Below are 25,605 nucleotides of genomic sequence, written 5' to 3' on the forward strand. Positions count from 1 at the left end.
GATCGGTTAGGACTCGAGATCACTTTTGCAAAGGTGATAGATAAATCTGCCATATTCAGCTGCGGGTCCCCTTTAATAAACTTTCCTTTTTGTCGAACCGGATAATTCTTTAAAAGTGAAATTTATGTGTAGAACAAGATTGTATTTGACAATACGAACGTATGTTTGTTATTCTGGTAACAATAGATGTTGGTACGAATGACAGGAATCAATGACCGGACAAAACAAAGAATTAGGTTATTTCAAAAAGAGATACGGCGTTTTTTTAATGTATTATAATGGGTATGACAGTCAAGGTACCATAAAACCGGAGAGGTGATCGCATGTCTGTTCGTTTTATTTTAGGACGTTCCGGAACCGGAAAAACGAAGTTCATAATAGATGAAATTACTCACCAATTAATCGAAAATCCATCTGGAAAGCCGATTATTTATATAGTCCCTGATCAAATGACTTTTTTATCCGAATATACGCTTGTGAATACTCCGGGATTGAACGGCATGATGCGTGCTCAAGTTTATAGTTTTTCGCGTCTTGCATGGAAAGTTCTTCAAGAAACGGGAGGATTCGCTCGGATTCACTTGTCTTCAGCCGGTTTAAATATGCTGATTCGAAAAATCATCGAAGAAAGAAAAGAGAATCTGCGGCTTTTTGCTAAAGCAGCAGACAAATCGGGGTTTATTCAGCATGTGGAAAAAGCGCTTATTGAACTGAAACGCTATTGCGTTGGCACTGATGAACTTGCGGCCAGGAGAACGGAGTTTGAGGAAAATGGAGAGGCCCAGCTTTTGATTGATAAATTGCACGATCTCCACTTGATTTACGAAGAGTTTGAAAATCATCTCGTTGACCGCTATATTGCATCGGAGGATTATTTTCAATTATTGGCGGAGTCCATCCAAAAGTCGGAGTATTTGCAAGACGCTCAAATTTATATCGATGGATTCCACAGTTTTACTCCCCAAGAATACTTGGTGATCTACGAATTGATGAAAGCTGCATCTCAAGTTTCGATTGCGCTGACACTGGACCGTCCTTATTCAGAAGAACTTCCGCGAGAAACGGATTTGTTCCGGATGACTGGCGAAACTTATGCTTCCTTGTGGAAAATGGCCCGCGATTCCGGGATATCGACAGAAAATATCATGATGACGGAGTTTGTTCGCAGCAAGGAACAGAGTCTTATTCATTTGGAACGCTTTTTTGACAAAAGGCCGGCCAAGCCGTTTATTGGGGAAGGCGCGCCCGTTGTTTTCGAGGCGGCGAACAGGAGAGCAGAGATTGAAGGAGTGGCAAGAGAAATCCGAAGACTTGTCCGTGAACATCATCATCGTTATAAAGAGATAGCAGTGTTGGTCAGAAACGGACAAGATTATCAGGAATTGATTGAAACTATTTTTTATGACTACGAGATTCCGTTTTTTATTGATCAAAAAAGAACCATGTTAAATCATCCTTTTATTGAATTGATTCGTTCCAGTCTTGAAATTTTAACTAGCTTTTGGCGTTATGAACCGGTTTTTCGCGCTGTCAAAACAGAGCTTCTTTATCCTTTCAAGATGAAAGCAGAGCAGATAAGAGAAAAAATAGACCGGTTTGAAAACTATTGTTTGGCTCACGGAGTGAAAGGGGAACTGTGGACAACAAAAAAACGCTGGGTTTACAGAAGATACAGAGGACTTGAGCTGACGGACGCACCGCAAACGGACGAGGAGCGGGCAATAGAGGAAGAAATAAACGAATTGCGGGCTATGATTCGAACGCCTGTTTTACGGCTCGATCGACGGTTTCGTCAAGCGAAAAACGGAAGAGATTTTTGCGAGGCGCTTTATAAGTATTTTGAAGAACTGGATATTCCGGCGAAACTGGAAAGACTCAGTATGGAAGCTGAAGAAAACGGGGATTTACTGGCAGCTCGTGATCATGAACAAGCGTGGAATGCTATCATTGGATTGCTGGACGAGTTTGTAGAGATGCTTGGCGACCAGCCTTTTACGCTGAAGAAATTCGCAACGATCCTCGAAGCGGGCATTGAATCGATGCGATTTACCAATGTTCCACCATCTGCCGATCAAGTCATCATCGCCGATTTGGAATTGTCACGTCTTTCGGATATCAAGACCGCATTTATCGTCGGAGTGAACGATGGAGTTTTGCCGGCCAAAATGGCAGAGGAAGGTATTTTGACGGATGAAGAGAGGGAACGGATGGCTTCATTAGGGATGAAGCTTGCACCAACGAGCAAAACCAGGTTGCTGAATGAAGAGTTTATTGCTTACAAAGCGTTTACAACTCCATCTGAACAACTTTATCTATCTTACCCGATCGCTAATGAAGAAGGGAAAGCTTTGCTTCCTTCCCTCTACATCAAAAGAATGAAGGAAATATATCCGAATATAAAAGAACAGCTATTGTTGAACGATCCTTCCGAACTGGAGGAGCAGGATCAACTGTCTTACATTTCCCATCCGGGGACGGCTATTTCGTATTTAACGTCTCAAATTCAGCTTAAATTACGGAATTATCCAATGTATTCCATTTGGTGGGATGTCTACAATTTTTATATGAGCCACCAAGATTGGAAGTGGAAGGCAAGGAGAATTTTGTCCAGTTTGTTTTATCGAAATGAAGCGAAGAATTTAACAGAGGAAACAAGCAAAGAGCTTTACGGAGACCATATTTTGGCTAGCGTTTCGAGAATGGAGCTTTTCCATGGCTGTCCGTTTTCCCATTTTGCTCGATTCGGGCTCGGTCTTCGAGAACGAGAGGTGTTCCGTTTAGAAGCTCCCGATATCGGTGAGCTGTTCCACGGAGCGTTAAAATGGATGGCCGATGAAGTGAAAAAAAGAGGTCTCGGCTGGAAGACATTGACGAAAGATCAGTGTGCGCAATTGGCAAGAGAATCGATTCAATATTTGGCGCCAAAGCTGCAAAATCAAATTTTATTGAGTTCGAACCGCTATCATTATATTAAGAAAAAGCTTGAATCTATTATCAGCAAGGCTTCTTACATTTTAAGCGAACATTCACGGGCAAGCGGGTTTGAGCCAATCGGGCTGGAATTAGGATTTGGACCAAAAGCAGAACTTCCGCCTTTTACGTTCACTTTGAAAAACGGCATCAAAATGGAGCTGGCAGGAAGAATCGATCGTGTTGATAAAGCGGAAGAAAACAGTAGTGTATTTTTAAGGGTGATTGATTATAAATCCAGCAGCAAGGATCTTGATTTAACAGAAGTTTATTATGGTCTTGCTCTTCAAATGTTGACGTATTTAGATATTGTGTTGGCGAATTCGGAACAGTTGATAGGAACCCCTGCATTGCCTGCCGGAGTGTTGTATTTCCATGTCCATAATCCGATGCTGAAAACGAATAAAATGCTGACGATGGACGAGGTGGAAGAAGAAATTTTTAAACAATACAAAATGAAAGGACTTGTGCTAAGCGATCCGAACGTGGTCCGATTGATGGATCAAACTTTGGAAACGGGGGATTCGGCCATCATTTCCGCCGGACTGAAAAAAGACGGAACGCTTAACGCGCGTTCAAAAGCAGCTTCTGATAATGATTTTGAATCGCTGAGAAAATATGTACGGAAGTTCTATGAAAAGACCGGCAATGATATTGTCTCCGGGAAAATCGATATTGCCCCATACAAATATAAAAAGAAAACACCTTGCGAATTTTGTTCTTTCCGTTCACTGTGCCAGTTTGACCCAAGTTTTGAGGAAAATCGATATCGAATCATCATACCTCTAAAAGATGAAGATGTATTAAAGTTGATACGCGAAAGGGGCGAGCAATGATGGGCAAATATCCAATTCCGTTAAAACCGGATCATGTAAGTTGGACAGACGATCAATGGAAAGCGATCATGGCGGACGGACAAGATATATTAGTGGCCGCAGCGGCAGGCTCTGGAAAAACGGCTGTCTTGGTGGAACGGATTATCCAAAAAATCACCAGTCGCAAAAATCCGGTGGATGTGGATGAATTATTGGTGGTCACATTTACAAATGCTTCTGCTGCAGAAATGAAACATCGAATTGGACAGGCTTTAGAAGAAGCCGCCAATCAGCAGCCAAATTCAGAGCATTTGCGTAAACAATTAGGCCTTCTGAACCGAGCGTCCATTTCCACTCTTCATTCTTTTTGCTTAGAAGTGATTCAAAAATTTTACTATTTGATCGATATCGATCCGGCGTTTCGGATTGTTGAGAATATGGAAGGAACGCTTCTTCGAGAGGAAGCGCTCGATGAACTTTTTGAAGAAGAATACGGAAAAGAAGGAAACGATCGCTTTTACCAATTGGTTGAAACTTTTTCCAACGACCGTAGCGATGCAGAACTTCAGGATTTAGTGAATAAGTTGTATTTTTTTTCACAATCTCATCCGAATCCGGAATTATGGTTGGAACAGTTAGCCGATATGTATGATGTGAATGAAGAGGATTCCATAGATGAATTGCCGTTTTTAGGGGCACTGAAATTTGAAATTGGACTGCAGTTGGAAATTGCCTTCCAGCTCCTTCGCGAGGGATTAGAGCTGACGAAGAGGCCGGGTGGTCCGGCTCCTCGGGCGGAAAACTTTTTGATTGATCTGGAGATGGTCGAAAGCCTTTTAGCCGCAAAGGATTCTTGGCAAGATTTATACGAAAAGTTTCAAAACGTGACTTTTGATAGATTAAAAAGCTGCCGAGGATCAGAGTACGACAAAACCCTCGTGGATGAATCAAAAAACATACGGGATCAGGCGAAGAAAATCATACAAAAGATAAAAGACGACTATTTTTCAAGAAATCCTCGCTACTATTTACGGGATTTGAAAGAGATGAAAGACGTTGTCGAAACATTGGCTTATTTAGTAAAAGCGTTTATGAACCGCTACCAAGAAAAAAAGAGAGAAAAAGGGCTGGTCGATTTCTCCGACCTGGAACATTATTGCTTGGCGATTTTGACGGAATCGGAATCTAATGGCGAGCGAGTACCTTCGGAAGCCGCTTTGTATTATCAACATCGATTCAAAGAAGTATTGGTGGATGAATATCAAGATACGAATCTAGTTCAAGAAGCCATTCTTCAACTCGTTTCCAAGAGACCGGAGACAGACGGAAATTTGTTTATGGTTGGAGATGTGAAGCAGTCTATTTATCGTTTCCGACTGGCAGAACCAAATCTGTTCTTAGAGAAATACCGCCGGTTTACGGCAGACGGGGAAGGAAGCGGGCTAAAAATCGACCTTTCGAAAAATTTTCGCAGCCGGTATGAAGTCCTTGCAGGAACGAATTTTCTTTTTAAACAGATCATGGGTGCTAAAGTGGGAGAAATTGAATACGATGAACAGGCGGAACTTGTTAAAGGTTCATCTTATCCTGAAGAGGAAGAATATCCGGTAGAAGTGGTCTTGATGGACCAAGGAGAAAAACAGGAACGCGCTGTTTCGACCGAGGAATATGCGGATCAAGCTTTATTCGACGAAGAAGATTTGGAGCAATCGCAAATCGAGTCGCGATGGATGGCGGGGAAAATCCGGGAATTAATTTTGGAACGAAAACCTATTTTTGATCCGAAAACGCAAACTCATCGCCCGATCCAATACCGGGATATCGTTATTTTATTGCGGTCCATGACGTGGGCGCCAGAGATCATGGAAGAATTTAAAAAGGCCGGAATACCCGTTTATGCCGATTTGTCTACTGGATATTTCAATGCGACGGAAATCGCTATTATGATGTCTCTTTTAAAAGTCATCGACAATCCTTATCAAGATATACCTCTTGCTTCCGTTCTTCGCTCGCCGATCGTAAACTGTTCAGAAGATGAATTGGCAAAAATCCGCCTTCATTCTAAAAAAGGAAGCTATTATGATGCACTAAAAGCCTTTATTCAAGCGGTTCCGAAACCGTCTGAAGAAGAACTCCATGAAAAAGTGAGTTTATTTGCAAAAGAGCTTCCTAAATGGAGATCGAAGGCACGTACGGGAAGTCTTTCAGAACTGATCTGGCAGCTATATCGTGATACAGGATTTTATGAATTTGTGGGCGGGCTCCCTGGAGGCAAACAGCGGCAAGCCAATTTAAGGGCATTATACGATCGCGCTCGCCAATATGAAAGCACATCGTTTCGAGGGCTGTTCCGGTTTTTGCGCTTTATTGAACGGATGAATGAACGCGGGGACGATTTAGGAGCTGCACGAGCTCTTAGCGAACAAGAAGATGTCGTTCGACTTATGACGATACATGCAAGCAAAGGACTGGAATTTCCTGTCGTCTTTGTGGCCGGTCTTGGCAAACAGTTTAACTTCGAGGATCTTAAAAAATCGTATTTAATGGACAAAGAGTACGGTTTTGCCAGCAGCTATGTAAATGTTGAAAAAAGAATCAGTTATCCAACGATTATTCAAATGGCCTTTAAAAGAAAAAAAAGGTTGGAATCAATAGCTGAGGAAATGCGGGTGCTATATGTTGCCTTAACCCGTGCGAAAGAAAAGTTATATTTAATAGGAACGTTAAAAAATGCCGAAAAGGCCATATCTTCTTGGAAAAAGGCACTAAGCAGGCCAGACTGGTTATTGAGCGAATACGACAGGGCCAATGCCAATTGTTATTTGGATTGGATCGGTCCGGCGCTTGTCCGTCATAGAGACGCATGTTTACTTCATGAAGATGAAACGGACTCTCCTTCGGAAATACAAGAAATTTGGCATCATCCTTCAAAATGGTTGGTCCATCTTTACCATAAAGATGAGTTTAAAGAAACAGTAACGAACGAGAGTCAAGAAGAAAACGGATGGGCTGAACTGGTGGAAAAAGGAAAAATCGTTCCATTTGAATCTTCATTTCAAAAAGAGATTACAAAGCAATTGGAGTGGAAATATCCATTTGCTGATTCAGTGCGGCTTCGTTCTAAACAATCGGTTTCCGAACTGAAAAGATTATTTGAAATGCCTGACGAAACAGCTGGTACCGATCTTATTCGCCGACATGAAAAACCTATTTTTGAGCGGCCGAAGTTTATGCAAGAAAAAAAATTAACACCCGCTGAAATAGGAACGGCCATGCATGCTGTCATGCAGCATATTCCGCTAAGCGTTTTTCCAACGAAGGAATCGATCATTGAATTGGTTGCTCAGCTGCGACAGAAAGAATTGATTACCGCTGAACAAGCGGAAGCGATTCATATTGAAGAAATTCTAGGTTTCTTTGAAACTTCTGTCGGAAAACGCCTTATCCGCGCTGATCGAATTTGGCGAGAGGTGCCATTTAGTATGGCGATAGAAGCGAAGGAATTGAACGAAAAATGGAAGGATGTAGCGGATTCCGTTTTAGTTCAAGGCATCATTGATTGCTTATTCGAGGAGAATGGTCAGCTTGTTTTGTTGGATTATAAAACAGATCGAATGGACCGATTCGTAAAAGGCGGGAAGGATGTTGTTCAAGTATTGGAAAATCGCTATCGTATTCAAATAGCTTTATATACAAGAGCGGTGGAGCAAATTTTAAAGCGGCCGCTTTCTGAAGCCTATTTATACTTTTTTGACGGTGGCCGTCTTATAGAGATAAACGACCGATTATGAAAGGAACCACATCTGCTTCACGGATCATCAATAAGCCGGCTGAAAGCCGTAAAAAGAAGGGGCTTTTAGCCGGCTGTATCTTTATGATCAATTATTTCCAGCAAGAGGCTGGTCGAAGACACTTGTTGTTATAGTTGGATTCGTGCTGAGCCCTGAATAGGTCACGATAAATGGTCCGGTATTAAAACCGCCGGCGCCTGCCGACGTTCTTGAGGCTGATTTTGGCGAAATAAAAGCGGTATCGCCAAATTGCACCACTCCGTTGCTCACGTGTATGAATTGGGCAGATCCGATTACAGACGGCATATCAAACATCCTTTGGCATAAGATTTTTCGTCTCCATGTTTTTAACGTTTTCAATGTTTTCAATATGACGAATATGTTTTACTCTTGAATCAAAAACACCGTTAACTAGCGAACCAATTTGAATCACTGCAGACGCAGATGTTCCGATGATGGAAAGATTTCCAACATGGATGACGGGGTTTACATGGAACGTTTGGACTGAGTGTCCCGGTTCTCCAAGCTGAAAATGAAGAGGTTCCGAAAAAATCGGAAAAGATAAAAAAGGATATTCATCTAAAAAGAAAAATTGCTTTGTATGCTGAACGGCCAATACATTGGCTCTTGATGCGATATTTTCGACATCGCCGATATTGAAAACCGAACTGAAGAGAAGAGTCGTTAAATGAATATTGTCTACTACAGAAGATCGGACTGGCATAAGACGATTACCCCCTAGGTGAAAATGGAACAAAAGGTCCCACGATCAAAGCTTCCGGAGGGGTATCGAAAGCGGAAAACAGTTGGATTTGGTTCGCATCTCCAATTAATACAAGCGAAGAACTGGATACACCAGTAATTTTAATATTGGCAACTTTTAATTCATGATTGCTGACTTGGAGGTTCATTGAATGTTCCACCTTTCTGGTCAGGCATGGCAGTTAAAAAGCGGACAATAGCTTGTTGAATATCCAATTTTGTTTTTTCGAGCACCTCTTGTTGTATGAGAGAAGAGTCTTTATGACGGTGAGCGAGCTGTTGAATATAAAATTGTATACGTTCCGGCAATTGTTTAGCAAGATCGGTTTTGATGACTGAGTAAACGGAAGGCTCTACTTTTCGTTTTTGAAGAACTTCCTGATGGCGGAGCCAGTCCGGCAGTTCATTATTAATATATTCATTCATGGCAGCATACGTGTTTAAAAGCAGTTGGGCGTACTCAAGCGGAGGCAGGGCCGATTGGTCAGAAAAGGGAAGAGCCATATCAGCCATTTCTGCCGTATCTGCGGGATTCATACCAATATTCAACGTCCCTTCTAACGTATCGACTTTCAACTGATCAAATCGATATTCCATTTTTTCCACGTTCATAACCGGCTTCTTTTTCATGTCTTGCAATTGATCTTTAATGGATTGTATTTCCCGTTTCAGCACTTCAATTTTTTGATGCTGCTCTCCGATATATTGATATAATTGATGGAAAATAGAAGAGTAATTATACATTTTATCACCTCAACATTACGCAGTAGGCGGCTGCAGCGGGACAAGTATGGGCAATGAGGAATATGGTTTGTTGAGAATGTTTTGTGACAATTCGGGGGCCGGTTCTGTAAAACCGCCGGTATTATATAAATTGGCAATAGACCGACTGGAGCCGAGCGTACCGATTTGAAGTACGGATGAATTGGTCAGGCTGCCGATTTTGATCATACGAATTTGAATTGATTGTTGGACGTAAATATTCATAAAAAATCCCTCTTTAAAGGTTAAAGTTTATGCCTTGGTCGATTCCATCGTTGTCCAATGTGTTAGTGGCTGAATATTGGTTATAAATGGCCAAGCCGTCTCCGGTATTGAATGATCCGGCGCCGGAAAAGGTTTTCGTATTGGAAATGGGGCGAATTTGTATGACATCCCCGATATGAAAGACGCCACTCGAGCTGACATTTATCACTTGAACGGCACCCACATAAGCTGGCATCGCCGTTCACATCCTTTTTTGAGAGTCTTGATTCTGATCATAAGTTCACCGTTTGATTATCAATAGACTATTCGAATTTGATGGCTGTTATTGTCTGAATCAAGGATTCAGCATCTGGCTAAGCTGCGCGTTCTGCTTTATTATATGTGGGGGTCGGGAAGATGTGATACATAAGCCTATAGAAAAAATAACTGGTCGGATTGCCTGAATGTTTGAAAATGATGATTTGGAGGAATGGTAATGGGGGAGGAAAATAGAACGCCGCTTCATCCCAATAAGCGGATATTGTCGCTGGATGTCATGAGAGGGATATCGCTGCTTGGCATTTTCTTAGTCAACATGATTTCATTTCATTCTCCTTATCTTTATTATGATCCTTATCATTGGTGGAATAGCCCGAGCGATTATGCCCATTATGCGTGGATCGATGTTTTGGTCCAAGCGAGTTTTTATCCGTTGTTTGCCATGCTGTTCGGATACAGCATGTCTTTGCAGCAAGAAAGATTGAAACAGAACTTTTTTTTGCTGGAGTCAAAACGTTTGTTGGTGCTGATGGTGGCAGGAATTCTTCATATCGTATTTATTTGGTCTGGAGATATCTTATTGAATTATTCGGTATGCGGCTTTCTTTTGCTTTTGTTTATGAAAGGACGAGGACGTACCTTAATCATATTTGGCAGCGTATTATATCTTATTCCGCATTTATTCTTAAGCATTCTATTGATTATGACATCGATCATAAATCCTGAAAGCACTGCTTTTTGGTCGGATATGAACGGTATTCAACATTCTATTCAAGCATACAGTACCGGTTCTTTTTGGAGTATTACGAAGCAGCGTCTCGTTGATTGGTATTCTGTCAACGGCTCGACTCATTTTTTTTCGGTGCTTTTGTCTATTTTTCCTATGTTTTTGATAGGGGCGGGGGCCGGAAAACTTCATTTGGTTGAATCGATTGAAAAGCATAAAAAGCTCAATCTTACTTTGCTGCTTATGTTCATGGCAGCAGGAATCTTCTTGAAATTGCTTCCGTTCTTTTTTGGTCAGAACATGGCTTATCAATATGTGCAAGATTCGCTTGGCGGACCGTTGCTTTCCGTTGCTTATGCATTAGCTGTCATGATCATTGTCCGCAATCCATACGGCCAGAAATACAGCAAATGGATCGCACAGGCGGGAAGAATGTCGTTGACGAATTATTTATTTCAATCGGTGATAGGGTCTTTGCTTTTTTACCATTATGGATTAGCTTTATATGGTAAAATGGATTTAATCACCGGCTCGTGGCTGGCATTTACCCTTTATCTCATCCAATTGATTTTATCGGAAATGTGGCTCTCCAAATTTCAACAAGGGCCTTTGGAAAACGTGTGGAAAATGCTGGTCTACGGCAGAAAAACAGCATGACGGGGAAAATAGATGGGGGTGAAGGACATGAAATGGGTCAGTTTCCGTACGGGGAAATATGATGGCTATGGCGTTTACGATGAACAAAAACAATTGATTTTGGACGTAAAAAAAATGGATGAACAAAGAAACGGCTATTCCGATCTTCCTGAACAGCTTGTAGAGGCGTTAGGATTAGGAGATCTCTTCTTGCAAAAAGTACATACTCTATTAAACTGGGAACAGGGTCAACGCAACCGTCCGTGGGCGTTCAAATGGGAAGATGTGGAACTGTTGGCACCCATTCCGCGGCCATTAAAAAATGTGATTTGCATTGGAAAAAACTATCGAGATCATGCGGTGGAATTGGGTGGAAAAGATGGGGTGCCTGAACATCTGATCGTTTTTTCGAAAGCACCGACAACCGTCACTGGCCATTTGCATCCGATTCCTGCTTATACGGATGTGACGGAAGCCCTTGATTATGAAGGTGAATTGGCCGTTATTATTGGAAAAAAAGGAAAAGGAATTCAAAAAGAAGAAGCTTTAGATTATGTCTTCGGGTATACCATCATTAATGACGTGACGGCAAGGGATTTGCAAAAGCGTCATGTACAATATTTTCTGGGAAAAAGCCTTGACTGTTCATGCCCGATGGGACCTTGGATTGTCACGAAAGACGAGGTGCCGGATCCAGGCAATTTGGGCATAGAAACAAGAGTGAATGGAGAAGTGAGGCAAATGTCTAATACACGACATTTTATTTTCTCGATTGAAGAAATAATAGAAACCCTTTCTAAAGGGATGACATTGGAACCCGGAGATGTGATCGCGACGGGAACTCCTGCTGGTGTAGGCCTTGGTTTTCAACCTCCGAAACTCTTAAAGGCCGGAGACGTTGTTGAAATTACCATTGAAGGCATCGGAACACTGAAAAACCAAGTGCAGTAATAGGGAATTTGAATCAGCCGACGAACATTTAACGGCGACGGTGATTAGGAAAAGTCTGTTTTGGCAAATGGTGTTGCCGACGAATTCCACCGGGTGAACGGTGTTTCAAGCTTCTAAAATCCATATGAATGGAAAAAACGTTTTGAAAATGATTAGCCTTTTAAGGATGAAAGAAAAAGAGGGAGGAAACATCTTCATGGAAAGTGTTCTTTTTTATAATACCCATTTGCATATTACGACGTGGGTCATCGCCATTATATTGTTTCTCGTTGCTCTTGGACTGTCGAGAGGTCAAAACAAAAAAAGTTTGAATATAACGCATATGATCTTGCGCTTATTTTATGTATTTGTCTTTCTGACGGGTTTGTTCCTGTTTATGAAGAATCATGCCATCAATGAAATGCTGTACGGAATAAAACTGTTGGTTGGATTGATCGTGATTGGTATGATGGAAATGACATTGGTTCGTTTAAAAAAAGGAAAGAGTGCAACGGTTTATTGGATCATTCTGATTTTGGCTTTTATTGCCGTATTTTATATTGGATTTAAGCTTCCGCTTGGCTTTCATTTCTTCGCTTAAAAAAGAGCGGATGGATCTTTTCAAACGATGTCCGGCCACTTTTAGAAAAGAGAATATTTGCTTTTTGAAAGTTTGCGTTAAAGAGATCCGATTTTGAAATAACGGCATTTATGTTGTAAAGATGGAGATGGACAAGTTAAGTAAGGCGAAGTTTCCATCTCTTTTTTAGCGTATGTAAACGGAATAACGAAGTTTGAAAGAAAAAAATCCCGTTTTCGTAATGATTCCGGGATTTTTTTATTCCAGTTTTTCTAAAATAATTCTTTTTCCGGTATTGATTGTTAATTCAAATCGATCGCTTCTTTTTTCCATATAGCTGAAATGATGGTGTACGGAGCATATTTGGTCACCGTTATCGAAAATGATAAAATTCGTTCCTTGACGAATGTCATTCCGATTTAAAAAGGACAAGTGATTATAGCAATAAATACAGTCATAAATGGAAAACTGCATGCTGTTCAATCCGGAAAGGAAGTGCAAAAAGGCGTCATCGTTTAATTCATCCAACAGCAATTCCAACGAATAGACTAGACTTTTTTTTATCCTCAGCTGATCGGAATCATGCAGCATAATCAGCTTCGATTCAGTTTGAACGGCACCGTCACCGGTAAGAATTCCATGGATCCATTGTTGTTGGCGGTAAAGCTGCACTTCTTTTTGTTCAAACAAATCTAAATTGATGGCTTCATCACTTTCGTCATCAAAAAAGATCCATTCTTGACGTATATATTCCACCACTCCTTGTTGATAAGACCGGATTTGTTGTTCCAACAACTGATTCCTGTCCCACTTTCCCATTGATGATTCTCCTGTCGTATTAAACGGATATTTTCATTTATTGACAATTTCCTACCTTTTCATTCATGGAAAAGGACAATGAACATATAACGGGTCCTTTGAATAGAATGATTAGGCAAATATCCATTCTATTTTTTCAAAGGAGGCACTCAACTATGTGCGGGATAACAGGATGGGCAGATTTCAAAAAAAATTTAAGGCCTTTTACGGAACAAATCGTGAATATGACAGAAACATTGCAAAATCGCGGACCTGATCAGACGAATTATTTTCAGCAGGATCATCTATTGTTTGGCCATAAACGGTTGATTGTGGTGGATCCTGATGGTGGCAGGCAGCCCATGACGAAAACACACAACGAAAGAACGTACACGATCATCTACAATGGCGAGTTATATAATACGGAAGATATCAGAAAAGTTCTTTTATCAAAAGGATATGCATTTCAAGGCCACTCTGACACAGAGGTATTACTTACTTCTTTCGTAGAATGGAAAGAAGATTGTTTGGAATACTTAAATGGGATTTTTGCTTTTGCCATATGGGATCATGAGAAGGAGAAGCTGTTTCTTGCGAGGGATCGTGTCGGTGTTAAGCCGCTCTTTTATACTTTAATCGGATCAAGCTTCGTTTTTGGTTCGGAGATAAAAGCGATTTTAGCCCATTCGGATACGAGAGCGGAAATTGACAGAGAAGGATTGGCGGAAGTGATGGGTCTTGGTCCTGCACGAATTCCCGGGTCAGGTGTCTTCCGAAACATAAAAGAATTAAAGCCGGGGCACGCTTTGGCTTTCTCAAAAGAAGGGCTGAACATTTGGCGATATTGGAACGTGAAAAGCGACATTCACCAAGATTCAATGGAAGAAACGATTGAAAAAGTACGCTTCCTCGTTCAAGATGCGGTCACTCGCCAACTCGTATCGGACGTACCGCTTTGTACGTTTTTATCAGGGGGAGTCGATTCCAGCGCCATCACGGCCATTGCTTCACGCTCGTTTAAGGAAAAACGGAAAGGCACTCTTCACACTTATTCCATCGATTATGAAGAGAATGACCAATTTTTTCAAGCCAATGATTTTCAGCCTAATGCAGACGGTCCATGGATTAAACTAGTTTCCGACCATTTAGGGACGATTCACCATAATTGCGTCATCTCACAGGAAACGTTGAAAAATTATTTGCCGGCTGCCGTTCATGCTAGAGATCTTCCGGGAATGGCAGATGTTGATTCTTCTTTGTTATGGTTTTCACAAGAAATTAAAAAAAGTTTTGTCGTCGGGTTATCAGGGGAATGCGCAGACGAAATTTTCGGAGGATATCCTTGGTTTCATCGATCGGACGATTTTAATCGCGAAGGTTTCCCGTGGATGAGAGCAACGAATGAAAGAGAACAGCTGTTAAATGATGAATGGAGGAAAAAATTAAACTTAAAAGAATTTGTGCTCCATCAATATCGAGAAGCGGTGAAAGAGGTTCCTGTTTTAGAAGGGGAAAATTCGATTGATGCGAGAAGAAGGGAATTGTTTTATTTGAATTTGACTTGGTTTATGCCGGTACTTTTGGACAGAAAAGACCGGATGAGTATGGGAGCCAGTCTGGAAGTAAGGGTTCCATACGCTGATCATCGCTTGGTGGAATATGTTTGGAATATTCCGTGGGAAATGAAAATGTACGGCAACAGGGAAAAAGGATTACTTCGTAAAGCGTTGGAAGGGATTTTACCTGAAGAAGTGCTCTATCGTAAAAAGAGCCCGTATCCTAAAACCCATCATCCCGTTTATACAAAAATTGTAAAAGAATGGGTTTCTCAACTGTTGGAGGACCGGTCGAGCATTTTGCATGAACTGTTGGATAAAAAAACATTGGAAGAACTGGTTGAAACAGAAGGAAGGGCTTTTCAAGTGCCATGGTACGGCCAATTAATGACAGGGCCTCAGCTTTTGGCGCATCTCGGTCAAATTCATGTTTGGTTTCAAGATTATCATATTCAAATTGTAGATCGATAACAAAAAATAGAGGGGGCCCGGCTCAGGCAGGCTCCCTTCAATATATTTAGCATCCAAAATAAGAAAGGATCTATATGAAGATCGGTATGATGAATAAAAGCCTTCGACTAGTGCTCTCTAAATTAAAAAATTCAGTTTATGCTGCAAATGATATTGGAGCGAAATCCTTTGGCAACAACGGTTGAAAGAGATTCCTGATTCATGCGGTATTCATTCATTTTTTGGCATCGTTTTTTAGAACGATGTTCAATGGATCAGATGACTTTGTTTGACTTTTTGAACAAAGACTTTGCTTAATCGGTATAGAGGAGCTTTCAATGTCATTCCGAATACGAACATCATCAAACCGTAAATGGACAAGATGAATAGATCCTTTCTTACGATATCCGGCAGCATCCCGCCAACGGATTCCCGCAATAAGCTGATAGCATAAGTAAAAGGCAAAAATGGATGGATCTTTTGAAAAAAAGGCGGGGCAACTTGAATGGGAAACGTTCCGCCTGATGCAGAAATTTGAAAAACAAGCAATATGATTCCTAATGCCTTCCCGACATTGCCAAACATTGAGACCAATGTATAGACGATGAAAATAAAAATTGAGGCGATGAATACACTGAACAGTACGAACATCGTTTTTTCTTTCACAAAAACGTGGAGAATATATAAATCTCCGATTGATACAACGAGGGATTGCAGCAAGGCAATCGTCCAAAAGGTAAGCAAGCGGCCAAAATATACTTGCCAGCTTTTATAGTTTTCGCTGCTGGTAACATCAACGGATAATAACGATATTAACAGCATGGCCCCTACCCAAAATGATAACACTGTATAAAAGGGGGACATGCCGGATCCGTAATTAGGAATAGGAAAGAGGGGATGTTCTTCCAACAGCACCGGTTTCTTGAAAAAATCACTTTCTTTTTCCACATCATTTTTTAACAGCTGAATGATTTGATGGATATTATGTTTTTGCTCAAAATCCCGTATTCTGTTTGCCATTTCTCTTATCTTTCGTTCAGACTCGGGCAAGTGTGTTTGGGCGAAGGAGATCTCTTCTATCCCAAAATGAATCCCCTTCGAAGCATCGGCTACTATTTTATAGGCATCCGGCAAGCTTGCGTTGGCTTCTTTCAATAACTGGCCGGCATATTGATTGTCCCTGATCGCACGAGAAATAGCGTTTCGAACAGCGGGAACTACGACAGAATCATAGTTCGCCATTAAGTTGGATAAAGTATCAGAAGACTGTTGAGAGAGCTCATCAAGACGCGATAACAGATCAGATCCAGGATTTTCTCCTCTTTTGACTAGATCCAACGCTTCATTGCTTAGACGAATTTCGGTTTGAAACTGACTCTTGACTTGTTGGAGTTTATTGATTATTGGATTCAGTTCTTGCGAATGGCCAAGGTGATTCATGTTTTCCATTACATTTGTCAAACTGTCGATTAAATCGATGCCTCGTTCTAAACGATGCTGTAATTGATCGGCATCCGACTGCAACTTTGAAAGGGAAATGGGCTGGTTTTGAAGTGTGTCGTAAACATCATGCAACGTCATAGCTGTTTGCTCTAGCGTGATCAAATCCTGCTTTATGGTTGGTTCGGATTTCTTTAAAGTGTTTCTAGTAGTTATGAGAAAGGTTGACAGTCCGTTAGAAAACTGCATTCCATCTTTGGTCAACACGGAAACAACCGGCAATGCATTTTGAGCTTTTCGGACAATCGATTGTGCTTTTACGGCATCTTCATAAGCTGTATCCACCGCTTGATGAATTTCCGGAAGCTTTGCTTCTAAGAAAAAAAGAAAATGCTTTAAATGTTCTATTGTACCTAATTCCCTCTCCAATTCTATGCCTAATTGATTAAAAACGGTGAAAAGGGCTTTGCTGGATGTTTTGATAAATTCTTCATTTATATTTTCGACGATCGTGCTTGCTCCCGTTTTCGTCATTTTCGGGGCAATTGCATTCAATTTTTCATTGACCGTAAACTTGATCACGGGTTTTTCGGGTGTTTCCTTTAAAATCGACGTGAGTTTATCGGAAAAATCTTGAGGAATGATAAGGCTGGCATAATAATGGCCTGTTTTTACCCCTTGTAAAGCTTCCTCTTCATCGACAAATCTCCATCCTAAAGCTTGATTTTTTTTCAGTGATTGGACTACTTCATTTCCAACGTTCAAATAGCGACCTTGTAATGTGGTGCCTTTGTCATTATTGGTTATCGCAACCGCAATCCCTTTTGTATGGCCATACGGATCCCAAGACGCCTTAATGTTGAACCAAGCATAAAAAGAAGGAAGAATGATAAGAGCCAAAATGATCACAGAAGCAGCCCAGTTTTTCACAATATTTTTAATATCCATGCTGTATATTTGTATGACTTTATTCATCTAACTTCACCAACTGAGAAGGAATATGAACCATCTTTTTTATGTAGGATGGCTGATCGGGTGAATACTTATGCTTTAAACGGCTGAATTTCTTTTAATTATTAACTCAACTTTCGCACACAGAAATATTTAAGCATTGCTTGATATAATTAGGTATAGTGGCCAACCATTTATTCATTTGATTTTTAAAGATGTCCATGTTCAAAGAAACCTCGGCTTCCGCCAAAGTTTGGAAAAGGTCAATAAGTGATTGAAGGGCAGTAATAAAATCTATGTCTTTTACATCTTCGCAAAGGATGTAAAAAAGGTTGCCAATCGTCTTAGGATCCTCCTCTTTTCGCATTTGCCAAGCAATGAGAATATATCGTGTAAAAACAATGGTTGTATGGCTAATTAACATGTCGTAGGAACGTCCCTGGAATTCTTTCTCTAAATTTAAAAGGGATTTATTGCATTTGAAGAAGACTTCAATGTCCCAACGCATGCCGTAAATACGAATGATCTCTTCATTTTCTAATGTTGTATCTGTGCTGAGAATGGCAAGCCATTCGCTCCGTTTATTACGGTTTCGTACAAATAGAATTTTTACTGGAATTCCATTGTCTAAAGTAGCATAAACGGATCCGCGAATGTCTTTTTTACCCATGTGAGGTTTTGCCAATTTGTAAAGTTGATTCAGTGTGAAACGTTCACCATTGTAAACGTATCGCTGCTTTAATTGCTTCACCAAGCCAATGACAAATAACCCTTTGTTCGTAATCTTCTCAATTAAAGGCGCTTGTGTAAACCAGGAATCCATGAGAACATAGTCAGCTATAATCCCTTTTTCAAGCGCATGATCAAGTAAAGCTGAAGCCACGTCCGGTTTTGATTTCAGAGCTTCCTGGCGACGCTTATAGCCAGATGTTCGTTTATCAATATTGGTATTGATTTCTTGCAGGCGATTTTCCTTTTTCGGTGAACTTAGAAGAGCAAAATCAATGGGAATAAAAGTAAAACTATCGGTCCAGCCAAGGGTAAGCATTTGAAACCCTTTCAAGTACTGATGGGTAGAGTGATCAAAAACCTTAGCCAACAGTTCAACCGACTTACTACGGTTTCTTGAAAAGACAGAATCATCAATCACAAAAGCTGTGACACGATCTTTTGAAGTTAATGGTTGAAGCAGACGGATCATTTCACTGCTTAATGAAAGCAGAAACTTTCTCCAATGATAGGTTGGTGTATTTAAAAAGCGATAGACTGTATCCTTTCCGGGCAGATCCTGAGATCGTTTACTCATAAAAGCACGAAACCAGTTCTTATATTGGAAGACTAAAAGAAAAATCAGTTTGAAAACAGTAAGACAAGAATACCCGGAAAGTTTCGTAATATTCGCTTTTCTTAAATGATATCCAATATTTAATTCGGAAAATCCTTGTTTAATTTCTTTTGGTAATTGCGCAAAGTAGTCTTTATTCGTTATCATAGTGGTGACACCTTTCTTTTGGATTTGGTTTCGTCACCAATATTTTACCAAAAGAATAGGTGTCTTTCTTTATGTTTTAAAAAATGTCAAATGATAATTTTGTACTTCCCAAAACCATTTACATCAAGCATTTAAACAAGATTTTGGACTGCGAAAGCTGAGTTATTAAATCCTATTTTTCAAAAACAGAGGAAGAGATAAAAATTTTAAAGTATTTCATCGACACATGAACGACATTTATCGATTTTATGTGAGATTATCTGACAAATCGCTCGTGAGTTTACATAAAAATTGCTTTTAAACACAAACCGTTGAACAGATTACGATTTGGAACGGAAATAAAAATAATTCATTTGAAAATCGATCGTTATATTCTGATTTTATATAATATTAACAATATTTATTGAAATGTTTTGAAAAGGTGAGATTGTCTAATGGATATGCAGTCCGAAATACTTGAGCTTGAACTGGATGCGATTGTAAAAAAATCAAAAGATAATATTGTGATTACAGACGGAAATGGCGTTGTGCTGCGCGCCAGCCCCAATAACTACGCCATTTATGGAAGCAGCACTGATGATTTAATTGGAAAGTCTGTTTATTAGCTTGAAGAAGATCATATTTTTTCTCCTTCCGTTACGATAAAAGTTTTAAACGAGAGGAAAGAAGTGCGCGTCATGCAAAATACAAAAACCGGGCGTTCTGTTATGGCTATCGGTCTTCCCATTTTTGATCGATCGAATGAAATTATTCGGGTAATCAGCTTTTCACATGATTTAACGGAAATCGAACAATTAAAAGAGGAATTTAAACAATTACAAAAAAAGATTGAAAGATATGAAACGGAAATTCAAGAACTTCGAGACAATGAACAAATCGAAGGCAATACTATTCTGAAAAGCAAAACCATCCAGCAAATCTGGCAGCTCATTAAGCGTGTTGCCAAAACAGATGCTTCGGTTGTCTTTTTAGGTGAATCCGGTGTTGGAAAAACTCACTTTGCTCGTGCACTTCATCAAGCAAGTGAAAGAGCAAATGAAGCTTTTATCGATGTAAACTGCAGTGCGATTCCCGAATCTTTATTTGAGTCTGAGATGTTTGGATATGAACCTGGTTCTTTTACAGGAGCCAGTAAAAAGGGCAAGACGGGGTTAATCGAACTAGCTGATCAAGGGACATTATTTCTTGATGAAATCGGTGAAATTCCTTTATCTATGCAGTCAAAATTGTTAAAAGTGATTCAAGATAAAGAAGTCATTCTAATTGGAGGAGTAAGACCGAAAAAAGTCGATTTCCGTTTAATTACTTCAACCAATCAAAATTTATCGGAAATGATAAAACATGGCTCGTTTCGACAAGATCTTTTTTACAGATTAAGTGTCATCTCGATCACCATACCTCCTTTAAGGGAACGGAAAGAGGATATTGCAATGCTGGCCTATTACTACTTGCAAAAATTCAATGAAAAGTATCGTATGAGAAAATCTCTTCATCCTGCAACGATTGATAAGCTTATTCATTACCACTGGCCGGGAAATGTGCGGGAACTTCAAAATATGATGGAACGCCTTGTAATTACTTCGGAAACCAATATCATCCATCCAGACAATCTACCCTTGGACATTCAAATGGATCGTACACAGAAAACAGATTCTTTATTATTGAAAAACATGAAAGGGAAAACTTTACGAGAAGCAATGGAAGAAGTAGAAATTTTGTGGCTAAGACGTGCCGTTAAGCAATGTAAAACAACATACGAAATGGCGGAATTCTTAGGAATCAGCCAATCCAATGTTGTCAGGAAGCTAAAAAAATATCGAATTAAGTTAAAACCATATCAACATTTATAATTCTCTCTCTCAATTGTAAGCAACTGCCACATTAATGGGACTTTATCCGAGATCTTTTTCATTTTGATTTCTACAAAAATTTATTGTGCATATAACAAGTTAAAACAGTTCGTCTTTATCGGCATAAAACCTGTGTAATCGGCTCGACAAAATATATCTGTGGGGATGAAAAAAATTTGCACAAAAGAATAGGATCAGAACTAAAAAATTCCCAATCAAACGATTGGGAATAAATAATCTGATTCTTATAACCGGCATATGCTGAAAACGTGATGATGGATGTTTCGCCTTCACCGGAAGTTGACAAATTGGACATCGATCGGAAGATCCGCTTCACGGATGGCAGCGATGATTTTTTGCAGGTCATCTTTGTTTTTACCCGTGATACGGATTTGATCTTCTTGAATTTGTGATTTTACCTTTAAACCTGAATTTTTTACAATTGTGTTTATTTTTTTGGCGTTTTCTTTATCGATCCCTTGTATCAATTTTGCCCGTTGGCGTACTGTACCGCCGGAAGCTCCTTCGATTTTGCCATAATCGATATTTTTAATGGGTACGCCTCGTTTAATTAATTTGCTTAAAAGAACGTCTTTTAATTGATTGAGTTTAAACTCGTCATCTGAGACTAGTACCAGCTCATCTTTTTCAAGCGAAATATCGCTTTTGCTACCTTTAAAATCATAGCGGTTTTGGATTTCTTTTAGTGCAATGTTGATTGCGTTTGTAACTTCCGAAAAATCCACTTTTGATACAATGTCAAACGAATTCTCTTTTGCCATGAAACAACCTCCGACTATAAACGATTTCTTCCATTATAGTAAACAAATTGCAAAATCACAATCAATAAAGGGGGCCACATCCAGGTGAGAAAAACGCTGGATGCGGCCCCTTTAGCAATCACGACGGTCTGTAAAGACACCATAAGAGAAAGGTCGATCATAAATGATCGGTTTTTTTCGAGTATTGGTTTTTCCCTGCTTCTCGGTTTTTCTCTTCTAAAATGTTCTTTTCTTCACGAGATGCTTGCCGATCTCTTGCTTTTTTGTCATTGTCGGATGTTCTTGGCATGATTTTTCTCCTTCCTTCACATTTTCAGGGATAGTATCACCCAAAAAGTTGATAATATGTGTAACAGGAACGGAGAACGGAATATGTTAGATCTTTAGTGTTGATGACATATTAAAAGTCGCTTTTTCTAAGTTCGTTCAAAAAGAAAATAGCCAAAGTACCAGGCCCGGCGTGGGAACCGATGGCCCCTCCGATTGAGTGAATGAAAAAATGTCGGCATCCAAAGCGCTCTTCGATCATTTGTTTTACTTCGAGCGCGGTTTGTTCGTCGTCGCCGTGACTGATTCCAATCATTTGGGATGAAAGATCCGCTCCGCGCTCTTCCATTAAATCAAGCATCCGCTTAAACAGTTTTTTTCGGCCTCGGATTTTTTCGATCGGCACTAATTTTCCGTCCTCCACATGCAGAAGCGGCTTGATATTTAGGAGACCACCTAAGAAAGCGGAGGCCCGGGATAATCTTCCGCCTCTTGCCAGAAAATCTAAATCTTCTACCGTAAAAAGATGCTCCATATGCCGGCAGCGGAATGTGATCTCTTCGACAATGGATTCTTTTGAGGCGCCGCTTTCTAACATTTTAGCGGCTTCGATCACTGCCAGCCCTTGGCCGAGAGACGCACATTTAGAGTCAATAATGGTGAGATCAAGGGATGGATAAGTTTCTTTCACTTGATCCCGGATCATGACCGCCGTTTGATAGGTACCGGATAATTCGGAGGAAAAAGCAATATAAATACCTGAATCCCCGCTTTCAGCAAGCTCTGTAAAATGCTTCATAAAAAAGTCGGGAGAAGGCTGTGAAGTACTGGGAGATGCTCCATTCCGAATCGCATCATGAATGGTTTTGGGATCAATTGAAAGGATATCTTCATATGCCTTGTTTTCTAATTGAACGATCAACGGTATTAACGTAACGGAATGCTCCTGAAAAAAAGAAAGCGGAAGATCACTGCCGCTGTCGGTAAATAAACGAATTGCCATATATAATCACCTACCAATCAAAAGTTGTTAACCTTAGTGTATCTATTCTTTTTCCCCTTGACAATGCTTATGGAAAGAGCATAAGGTGAATAAGTACATCAGGCAAGATCAATCAGGAGGAAACAAAATGGATACCATCAAAATAGGGAATGAGGCAAAAAAAATCGTAATTGTCGTATTCGGTGCTTTTTTAAACGCACTGGCAATGAATTTATTTTTAATTCCAGCAAACGTATATTCTAGCGGGTTTACCGGTATTTCGCAATTATTGTCCAATCTTTTGCAGGAGTTTACGAAGATTCACATTTCGACAGGTATCTTTTTATTGATTTTAAATATTCCGGTGGCCATTTTGGGTTGGAAAAAAGTTGGAAAATCTTTCACCTGTTACAGCTTTCTCTCTGTAGTGTTGATGTCTTTTTTTCTTCAGTTTCTCCCGGTTAAAGCGTTGTCTCATGATATTTTACTGAATGCTGTTTTTGGAGGCGTGATAGCGGCTGTCGGGATCGGTTTGACACTTAAATACGGGGCCTCCACTGGAGGTCTTGATATTATCGCGATGGTCCTTTCCCGCATGAAAGATAAGCCGGTTGGCACTTATTTTTTTCTGATGAATGGGGCTATTGTTTTGACAGCGGGATACGTATTTGGATGGGAAAAAGCGCTTTATACGATTGTTTCTTTATACGTTTCCACCCGAGTCATTGATGCGATCCATACTCGATACGCAAAATTGACAGCCATGATTGTCACGGACAAGCCGGAAGAAATGAAACAAGCGATTTACAGAAAACTGGTCAGAGGAATAACGGTTGTTCCGGCGAAAGGGGCTTTTTCCAATAAAGAGAAACAAATGATGATGATCGTGATCACACGCTATGAATTGTACGATTTGAAAAAAATCATTCAAAGTGTCGACCCCAAGGCTTTTACCAATATTGTGGAAACAGCGGAAGTGGTCGGCTTCTTCCGAAAAGACTAAAACATCAAGCTGAATTCCAGACAGTGGAATCTATATGTATCGCCGTTCGCATTATAAACAGCAGCAAATCTTTTCCATAAAATTGGATGAGGAAGAGTCTGGGCCGGTTCAAGCAGGACTGTGATATGAGCCGCTCAAGCAGGCTCCGTCCTGTATGAATGACGGGCCCCTTGCGCGGCTTGAAGGCTGGTATTAAGAAAGGGTGTATTTCGTTAGACAAGTATTGTATTTCCTTGACGTTTTTTAGTTCAGCTGAAAGTTCGTGATGATATCGTAGCTAAATTTCTTCTATGTCATTTCGGGAACTGTTCATTTTTGCGGCTTCTGCTTCGGCATATGTCATATGGTAGGGAATTTTCAATGCATGTTGTTGAACGGAGTTTTTCCCGTCATGGATAAATCGTTTTGATTTATTCCGTTTGCCCATTCGATCCACCCCTTTTTATTGATGAACGAAAATTCGTTCTTTTACATTGTTCCTCATCATCTAGTGCTCCACACACGTACTTTCTCCCTGCCTTTCCAGCTCCTGCATCGTTCGTTCATGGGTGCGAGAATGTTTTTTTGGTCATCATCGATCGGCCTGAGGAATCGCATTTTATGTCATGAATCATTTGCAAAAGTCCCTTTTTTTTTACCCACCACTCTGTCAGATTAGGTTGTTTTTAATCTATTCATAAAATTGATTCAACATGACGAACGAAGAAATAAGAAAAATGAAAAAAGTATAGGAAATTTTTGGACTCTCGATTATGATACATAAAGAAAGGGAAGGGAGGATTCGTCAAAATGATGATCGTTCGAAAAGAATATGTGAACAATATTCCGGTCTTGCATGTAGTGAAACAATCATTGTTGGATCAAAAAATACCGTTCATCATATTCATCCATGGTTTTCAAAGTGCAAAAGAACATAATCTTCATTACGCTTATTATCTAAGCGAAAAAGGATATCGGGTTGTTTTGCCGGAAGCCTCTTTTCATGGAGAGAGGGAAGAATCCATATCGGAAAGGGACCTAACGTATCGATTTTGGGACATTGTGGTAAACACCATCCAAGAAATAGAAGCGATTAAAAATCATTATGAACAAAGGATAGATGAGGATCGGATTGGCGTTGCCGGCACATCCATGGGAGGAATAGTGACTTTAGGAGCTTTAACACAGTATTCTTGGATTAAGGCGGCCGTCAGTTTGATGGGGTCTCCGGTGTATGAGGATTATGCCCGCCGGCAAATCAGCGAAATTCAAAAGCGTGGATACCATATTCCTTTTACGGAAAAGGAATTGGAAAAAACCTTTAATAGGCTGCGGACCTACGATTTAAGCCAGCAGCCGGAAAAACTCAAAGGGCGTCCTTTGATGTTTTGGCACGGAAAAAATGACCCGATCGTTCCTTTTCAAAATGCCTATGATTTTTATTTGTCCAACCGGGATCAATATGAAAATCATCCCGAAGACTTCTTTTTTATGCTGGACGAACAAAGCGGCCATAAAGTGTCTCGTTCCGGAGTATTAAAAACAGTGGAATGGTTTTCCGAAAAACTGTAATCAGAATGAATGATTTGATTACTACCG

Annotated in this window: 21 protein-coding genes and 1 pseudogene; 9 read left to right on the forward strand and 13 right to left on the reverse strand. The window is 40.2% G+C overall.

The genetic code is table 11. The annotated features are described in order from the left end of the window. Positions 1-323: 323 nt before the first annotated feature. Together addB and addA are read left to right on the forward strand one after the other, a co-directional pair. A complete protein-coding gene (gene addB / locus BSM4216_RS04260) occupies positions 324-3,806 on the forward strand; it encodes a helicase-exonuclease AddAB subunit AddB (protein ID WP_048622851.1) in 3,483 nt (1,160 codons plus the stop codon). Continuing rightward, positions 3,806-7,576 carry a helicase-exonuclease AddAB subunit AddA gene (gene addA / locus BSM4216_RS04265; RefSeq protein WP_048622852.1) on the forward strand — a complete coding sequence of 1,257 codons (3,771 nt, stop codon included), beginning with the start codon at positions 3,806-3,808 and terminating at the stop codon, positions 7,574-7,576. The genes addB and addA overlap by 1 nt, the downstream gene beginning before the upstream one ends. Before the next feature lie 87 nt (positions 7,577-7,663). On the opposite strand, the gene BSM4216_RS04270 is transcribed toward addA, so the two are convergent. The 6 genes from BSM4216_RS04270 to BSM4216_RS04295 are packed head-to-tail and all read right to left on the reverse strand — an operon-like array spanning position 7,664 to position 9,560. Beyond that, on the reverse strand, positions 7,664-7,882 hold the full coding sequence (locus BSM4216_RS04270; RefSeq protein ID WP_003353726.1) for a spore germination protein: 219 nt from the start codon (positions 7,880-7,882) through the stop codon (positions 7,664-7,666). Between the two features lies 1 nt (position 7,883). Beyond that, complete coding sequence (locus tag BSM4216_RS04275; RefSeq protein ID WP_048622853.1) at positions 7,884-8,300, reverse strand: spore germination protein GerPE; 417 nt, start codon at positions 8,298-8,300, stop codon at positions 7,884-7,886. A gap of 7 nt (positions 8,301-8,307) precedes the next feature. Continuing rightward, the gene (locus tag BSM4216_RS04280; protein ID WP_003353724.1) at positions 8,308-8,487 is read right to left on the reverse strand and encodes a hypothetical protein; all 180 of its coding nucleotides are present in this window, start codon (positions 8,485-8,487) and stop codon (positions 8,308-8,310) included. Continuing rightward, the gene (gene gerPC / locus BSM4216_RS04285; RefSeq protein WP_048622854.1) at positions 8,462-9,082 is read right to left on the reverse strand and encodes a spore germination protein GerPC; all 621 of its coding nucleotides are present in this window, start codon (positions 9,080-9,082) and stop codon (positions 8,462-8,464) included. The genes BSM4216_RS04280 and gerPC overlap by 26 nt, the downstream gene beginning before the upstream one ends. A 15-nt stretch (positions 9,083-9,097) precedes the next feature. Beyond that, positions 9,098-9,325, reverse strand: a complete 228-nt coding sequence (locus tag BSM4216_RS04290) for a spore germination protein GerPB (protein WP_048622855.1) — start codon at positions 9,323-9,325, stop codon at positions 9,098-9,100. A gap of 13 nt (positions 9,326-9,338) precedes the next feature. Further along, a complete protein-coding gene (locus BSM4216_RS04295) occupies positions 9,339-9,560 on the reverse strand; it encodes a spore germination protein (RefSeq protein WP_003353720.1) in 222 nt (73 codons plus the stop codon). A 240-nt stretch (positions 9,561-9,800) separates the two neighbouring features. Between BSM4216_RS04295 and BSM4216_RS04300 the strand changes: the two genes are divergently transcribed. The 3 genes from BSM4216_RS04300 to BSM4216_RS04310 all read left to right on the forward strand — a co-directional run bounded on the left by BSM4216_RS04300 (position 9,801) and on the right by BSM4216_RS04310 (position 12,477). Beyond that, positions 9,801-10,967 carry a DUF418 domain-containing protein gene (locus BSM4216_RS04300; RefSeq protein ID WP_048622856.1) on the forward strand — a complete coding sequence of 389 codons (1,167 nt, stop codon included), beginning with the start codon at positions 9,801-9,803 and terminating at the stop codon, positions 10,965-10,967. 27 nt (positions 10,968-10,994) lie between these two features. Further along, a complete protein-coding gene (locus BSM4216_RS04305; protein ID WP_048622857.1) occupies positions 10,995-11,897 on the forward strand; it encodes a fumarylacetoacetate hydrolase family protein in 903 nt (300 codons plus the stop codon). Positions 11,898-12,093: 196 nt separating this feature from the next. Continuing rightward, the gene (locus tag BSM4216_RS04310; RefSeq protein WP_048624391.1) at positions 12,094-12,477 is read left to right on the forward strand and encodes a YisL family protein; all 384 of its coding nucleotides are present in this window, start codon (positions 12,094-12,096) and stop codon (positions 12,475-12,477) included. A 237-nt stretch (positions 12,478-12,714) separates the two neighbouring features. Here the strand turns inward: BSM4216_RS04310 and BSM4216_RS04315 are convergent, their stop codons facing one another. Next, on the reverse strand, positions 12,715-13,275 hold the full coding sequence (locus tag BSM4216_RS04315) for a DUF2777 family protein (RefSeq protein ID WP_048622858.1): 561 nt from the start codon (positions 13,273-13,275) through the stop codon (positions 12,715-12,717). Positions 13,276-13,430: 155 nt separating this feature from the next. On the opposite strand from BSM4216_RS04315, the gene asnB reads away from it, so the two are divergent. After that, positions 13,431-15,281, forward strand: coding sequence for an asparagine synthase (glutamine-hydrolyzing) (gene asnB, locus BSM4216_RS04320; RefSeq protein WP_048622859.1), 1,851 nt, complete (start codon positions 13,431-13,433; stop codon positions 15,279-15,281). Positions 15,282-15,527: 246 nt separating this feature from the next. On the opposite strand, the gene BSM4216_RS04325 is transcribed toward asnB, so the two are convergent. Then, a complete protein-coding gene (locus tag BSM4216_RS04325; RefSeq protein ID WP_048622860.1) occupies positions 15,528-17,675 on the reverse strand; it encodes a YhgE/Pip domain-containing protein in 2,148 nt (715 codons plus the stop codon). Positions 17,676-17,781: 106 nt separating this feature from the next. Continuing rightward, positions 17,782-19,143 (reverse strand): IS4 family transposase, encoded by a 1,362-nt coding sequence (locus BSM4216_RS04330; RefSeq protein WP_048622686.1) that lies wholly within the window; start codon positions 19,141-19,143, stop codon positions 17,782-17,784. A gap of 434 nt (positions 19,144-19,577) precedes the next feature. Between BSM4216_RS04330 and BSM4216_RS04335 the strand changes: the two are divergent. Then, positions 19,578-20,993 (forward strand): annotated as a pseudogene (locus BSM4216_RS04335) (sigma-54 interaction domain-containing protein). A gap of 290 nt (positions 20,994-21,283) precedes the next feature. Here BSM4216_RS04335 and BSM4216_RS04340 read toward each other — a convergent pair. The 3 genes from BSM4216_RS04340 to BSM4216_RS04345 all read right to left on the reverse strand — a co-directional run bounded on the left by BSM4216_RS04340 (position 21,284) and on the right by BSM4216_RS04345 (position 23,045). Then, a complete protein-coding gene (locus BSM4216_RS04340; protein WP_003353710.1) occupies positions 21,284-21,775 on the reverse strand; it encodes a YajQ family cyclic di-GMP-binding protein in 492 nt (163 codons plus the stop codon). 157 nt (positions 21,776-21,932) lie between these two features. Further along, positions 21,933-22,064 (reverse strand): DUF3941 domain-containing protein, encoded by a 132-nt coding sequence (locus tag BSM4216_RS16165; RefSeq protein WP_003353709.1) that lies wholly within the window; start codon positions 22,062-22,064, stop codon positions 21,933-21,935. Positions 22,065-22,175: 111 nt separating this feature from the next. Then, on the reverse strand, positions 22,176-23,045 hold the full coding sequence (locus BSM4216_RS04345) for a DegV family protein (RefSeq protein WP_048622861.1): 870 nt from the start codon (positions 23,043-23,045) through the stop codon (positions 22,176-22,178). Between the two features lie 127 nt (positions 23,046-23,172). On the opposite strand from BSM4216_RS04345, the gene BSM4216_RS04350 reads away from it, so the two are divergent. Further along, positions 23,173-24,027 (forward strand): YitT family protein, encoded by an 855-nt coding sequence (locus tag BSM4216_RS04350; RefSeq protein ID WP_048622862.1) that lies wholly within the window; start codon positions 23,173-23,175, stop codon positions 24,025-24,027. A gap of 277 nt (positions 24,028-24,304) precedes the next feature. On the opposite strand, the gene BSM4216_RS16860 is transcribed toward BSM4216_RS04350, so the two are convergent. Beyond that, complete coding sequence (locus BSM4216_RS16860; protein ID WP_169799155.1) at positions 24,305-24,454, reverse strand: hypothetical protein; 150 nt, start codon at positions 24,452-24,454, stop codon at positions 24,305-24,307. 362 nt (positions 24,455-24,816) lie between these two features. Between BSM4216_RS16860 and BSM4216_RS04355 the strand changes: the two genes are divergently transcribed. Then, complete coding sequence (locus tag BSM4216_RS04355) at positions 24,817-25,578, forward strand: alpha/beta fold hydrolase (RefSeq protein WP_048622863.1); 762 nt, start codon at positions 24,817-24,819, stop codon at positions 25,576-25,578. Positions 25,579-25,605 lie beyond the last annotated feature (27 nt).

The sequence above is a fragment of the Bacillus smithii genome, assembly GCF_001050115.1.
Classification (GTDB): Bacteria; Bacillota; Bacilli; order Bacillales; family DSM-4216; genus Bacillus_O; species Bacillus_O smithii.

Bases quoted from the DNA above. Each gene is read 5' to 3' on its own strand.
- addB (WP_048622851.1), top strand. From the start codon at position 324: ATGTCTGTTCGTTTTATTTTAGGACGTTCCGGAACCGGAAAAACGAAG.
- addA (WP_048622852.1), top strand. From the start codon at position 3,806: ATGGGCAAATATCCAATTCCGTTAAAACCGGATCATGTAAGTTGGACA.
- BSM4216_RS04270 (WP_003353726.1), bottom strand. From the start codon at position 7,882: ATGCCGTCTGTAATCGGATCTGCCCAATTCATACACGTGAGCAACGGA.
- BSM4216_RS04275 (WP_048622853.1), bottom strand. From the start codon at position 8,300: ATGCCAGTCCGATCTTCTGTAGTAGACAATATTCATTTAACGACTCTT.
- BSM4216_RS04280 (WP_003353724.1), bottom strand. From the start codon at position 8,487: ATGAACCTCCAAGTCAGCAATCATGAATTAAAAGTTGCCAATATTAAA.
- gerPC (WP_048622854.1), bottom strand. From the start codon at position 9,082: ATGTATAATTACTCTTCTATTTTCCATCAATTATATCAATATATCGGA.
- BSM4216_RS04290 (WP_048622855.1), bottom strand. From the start codon at position 9,325: ATGAATATTTACGTCCAACAATCAATTCAAATTCGTATGATCAAAATC.
- BSM4216_RS04295 (WP_003353720.1), bottom strand. From the start codon at position 9,560: ATGCCAGCTTATGTGGGTGCCGTTCAAGTGATAAATGTCAGCTCGAGT.
- BSM4216_RS04300 (WP_048622856.1), top strand. From the start codon at position 9,801: ATGGGGGAGGAAAATAGAACGCCGCTTCATCCCAATAAGCGGATATTG.
- BSM4216_RS04305 (WP_048622857.1), top strand. From the start codon at position 10,995: ATGAAATGGGTCAGTTTCCGTACGGGGAAATATGATGGCTATGGCGTT.
- BSM4216_RS04310 (WP_048624391.1), top strand. From the start codon at position 12,094: ATGGAAAGTGTTCTTTTTTATAATACCCATTTGCATATTACGACGTGG.
- BSM4216_RS04315 (WP_048622858.1), bottom strand. From the start codon at position 13,275: ATGGGAAAGTGGGACAGGAATCAGTTGTTGGAACAACAAATCCGGTCT.
- asnB (WP_048622859.1), top strand. From the start codon at position 13,431: ATGTGCGGGATAACAGGATGGGCAGATTTCAAAAAAAATTTAAGGCCT.
- BSM4216_RS04325 (WP_048622860.1), bottom strand. From the start codon at position 17,675: ATGAATAAAGTCATACAAATATACAGCATGGATATTAAAAATATTGTG.
- BSM4216_RS04330 (WP_048622686.1), bottom strand. From the start codon at position 19,143: ATGATAACGAATAAAGACTACTTTGCGCAATTACCAAAAGAAATTAAA.
- BSM4216_RS04340 (WP_003353710.1), bottom strand. From the start codon at position 21,775: ATGGCAAAAGAGAATTCGTTTGACATTGTATCAAAAGTGGATTTTTCG.
- BSM4216_RS16165 (WP_003353709.1), bottom strand. From the start codon at position 22,064: ATGCCAAGAACATCCGACAATGACAAAAAAGCAAGAGATCGGCAAGCA.
- BSM4216_RS04345 (WP_048622861.1), bottom strand. From the start codon at position 23,045: ATGGCAATTCGTTTATTTACCGACAGCGGCAGTGATCTTCCGCTTTCT.
- BSM4216_RS04350 (WP_048622862.1), top strand. From the start codon at position 23,173: ATGGATACCATCAAAATAGGGAATGAGGCAAAAAAAATCGTAATTGTC.
- BSM4216_RS16860 (WP_169799155.1), bottom strand. From the start codon at position 24,454: ATGGGCAAACGGAATAAATCAAAACGATTTATCCATGACGGGAAAAAC.
- BSM4216_RS04355 (WP_048622863.1), top strand. From the start codon at position 24,817: ATGATGATCGTTCGAAAAGAATATGTGAACAATATTCCGGTCTTGCAT.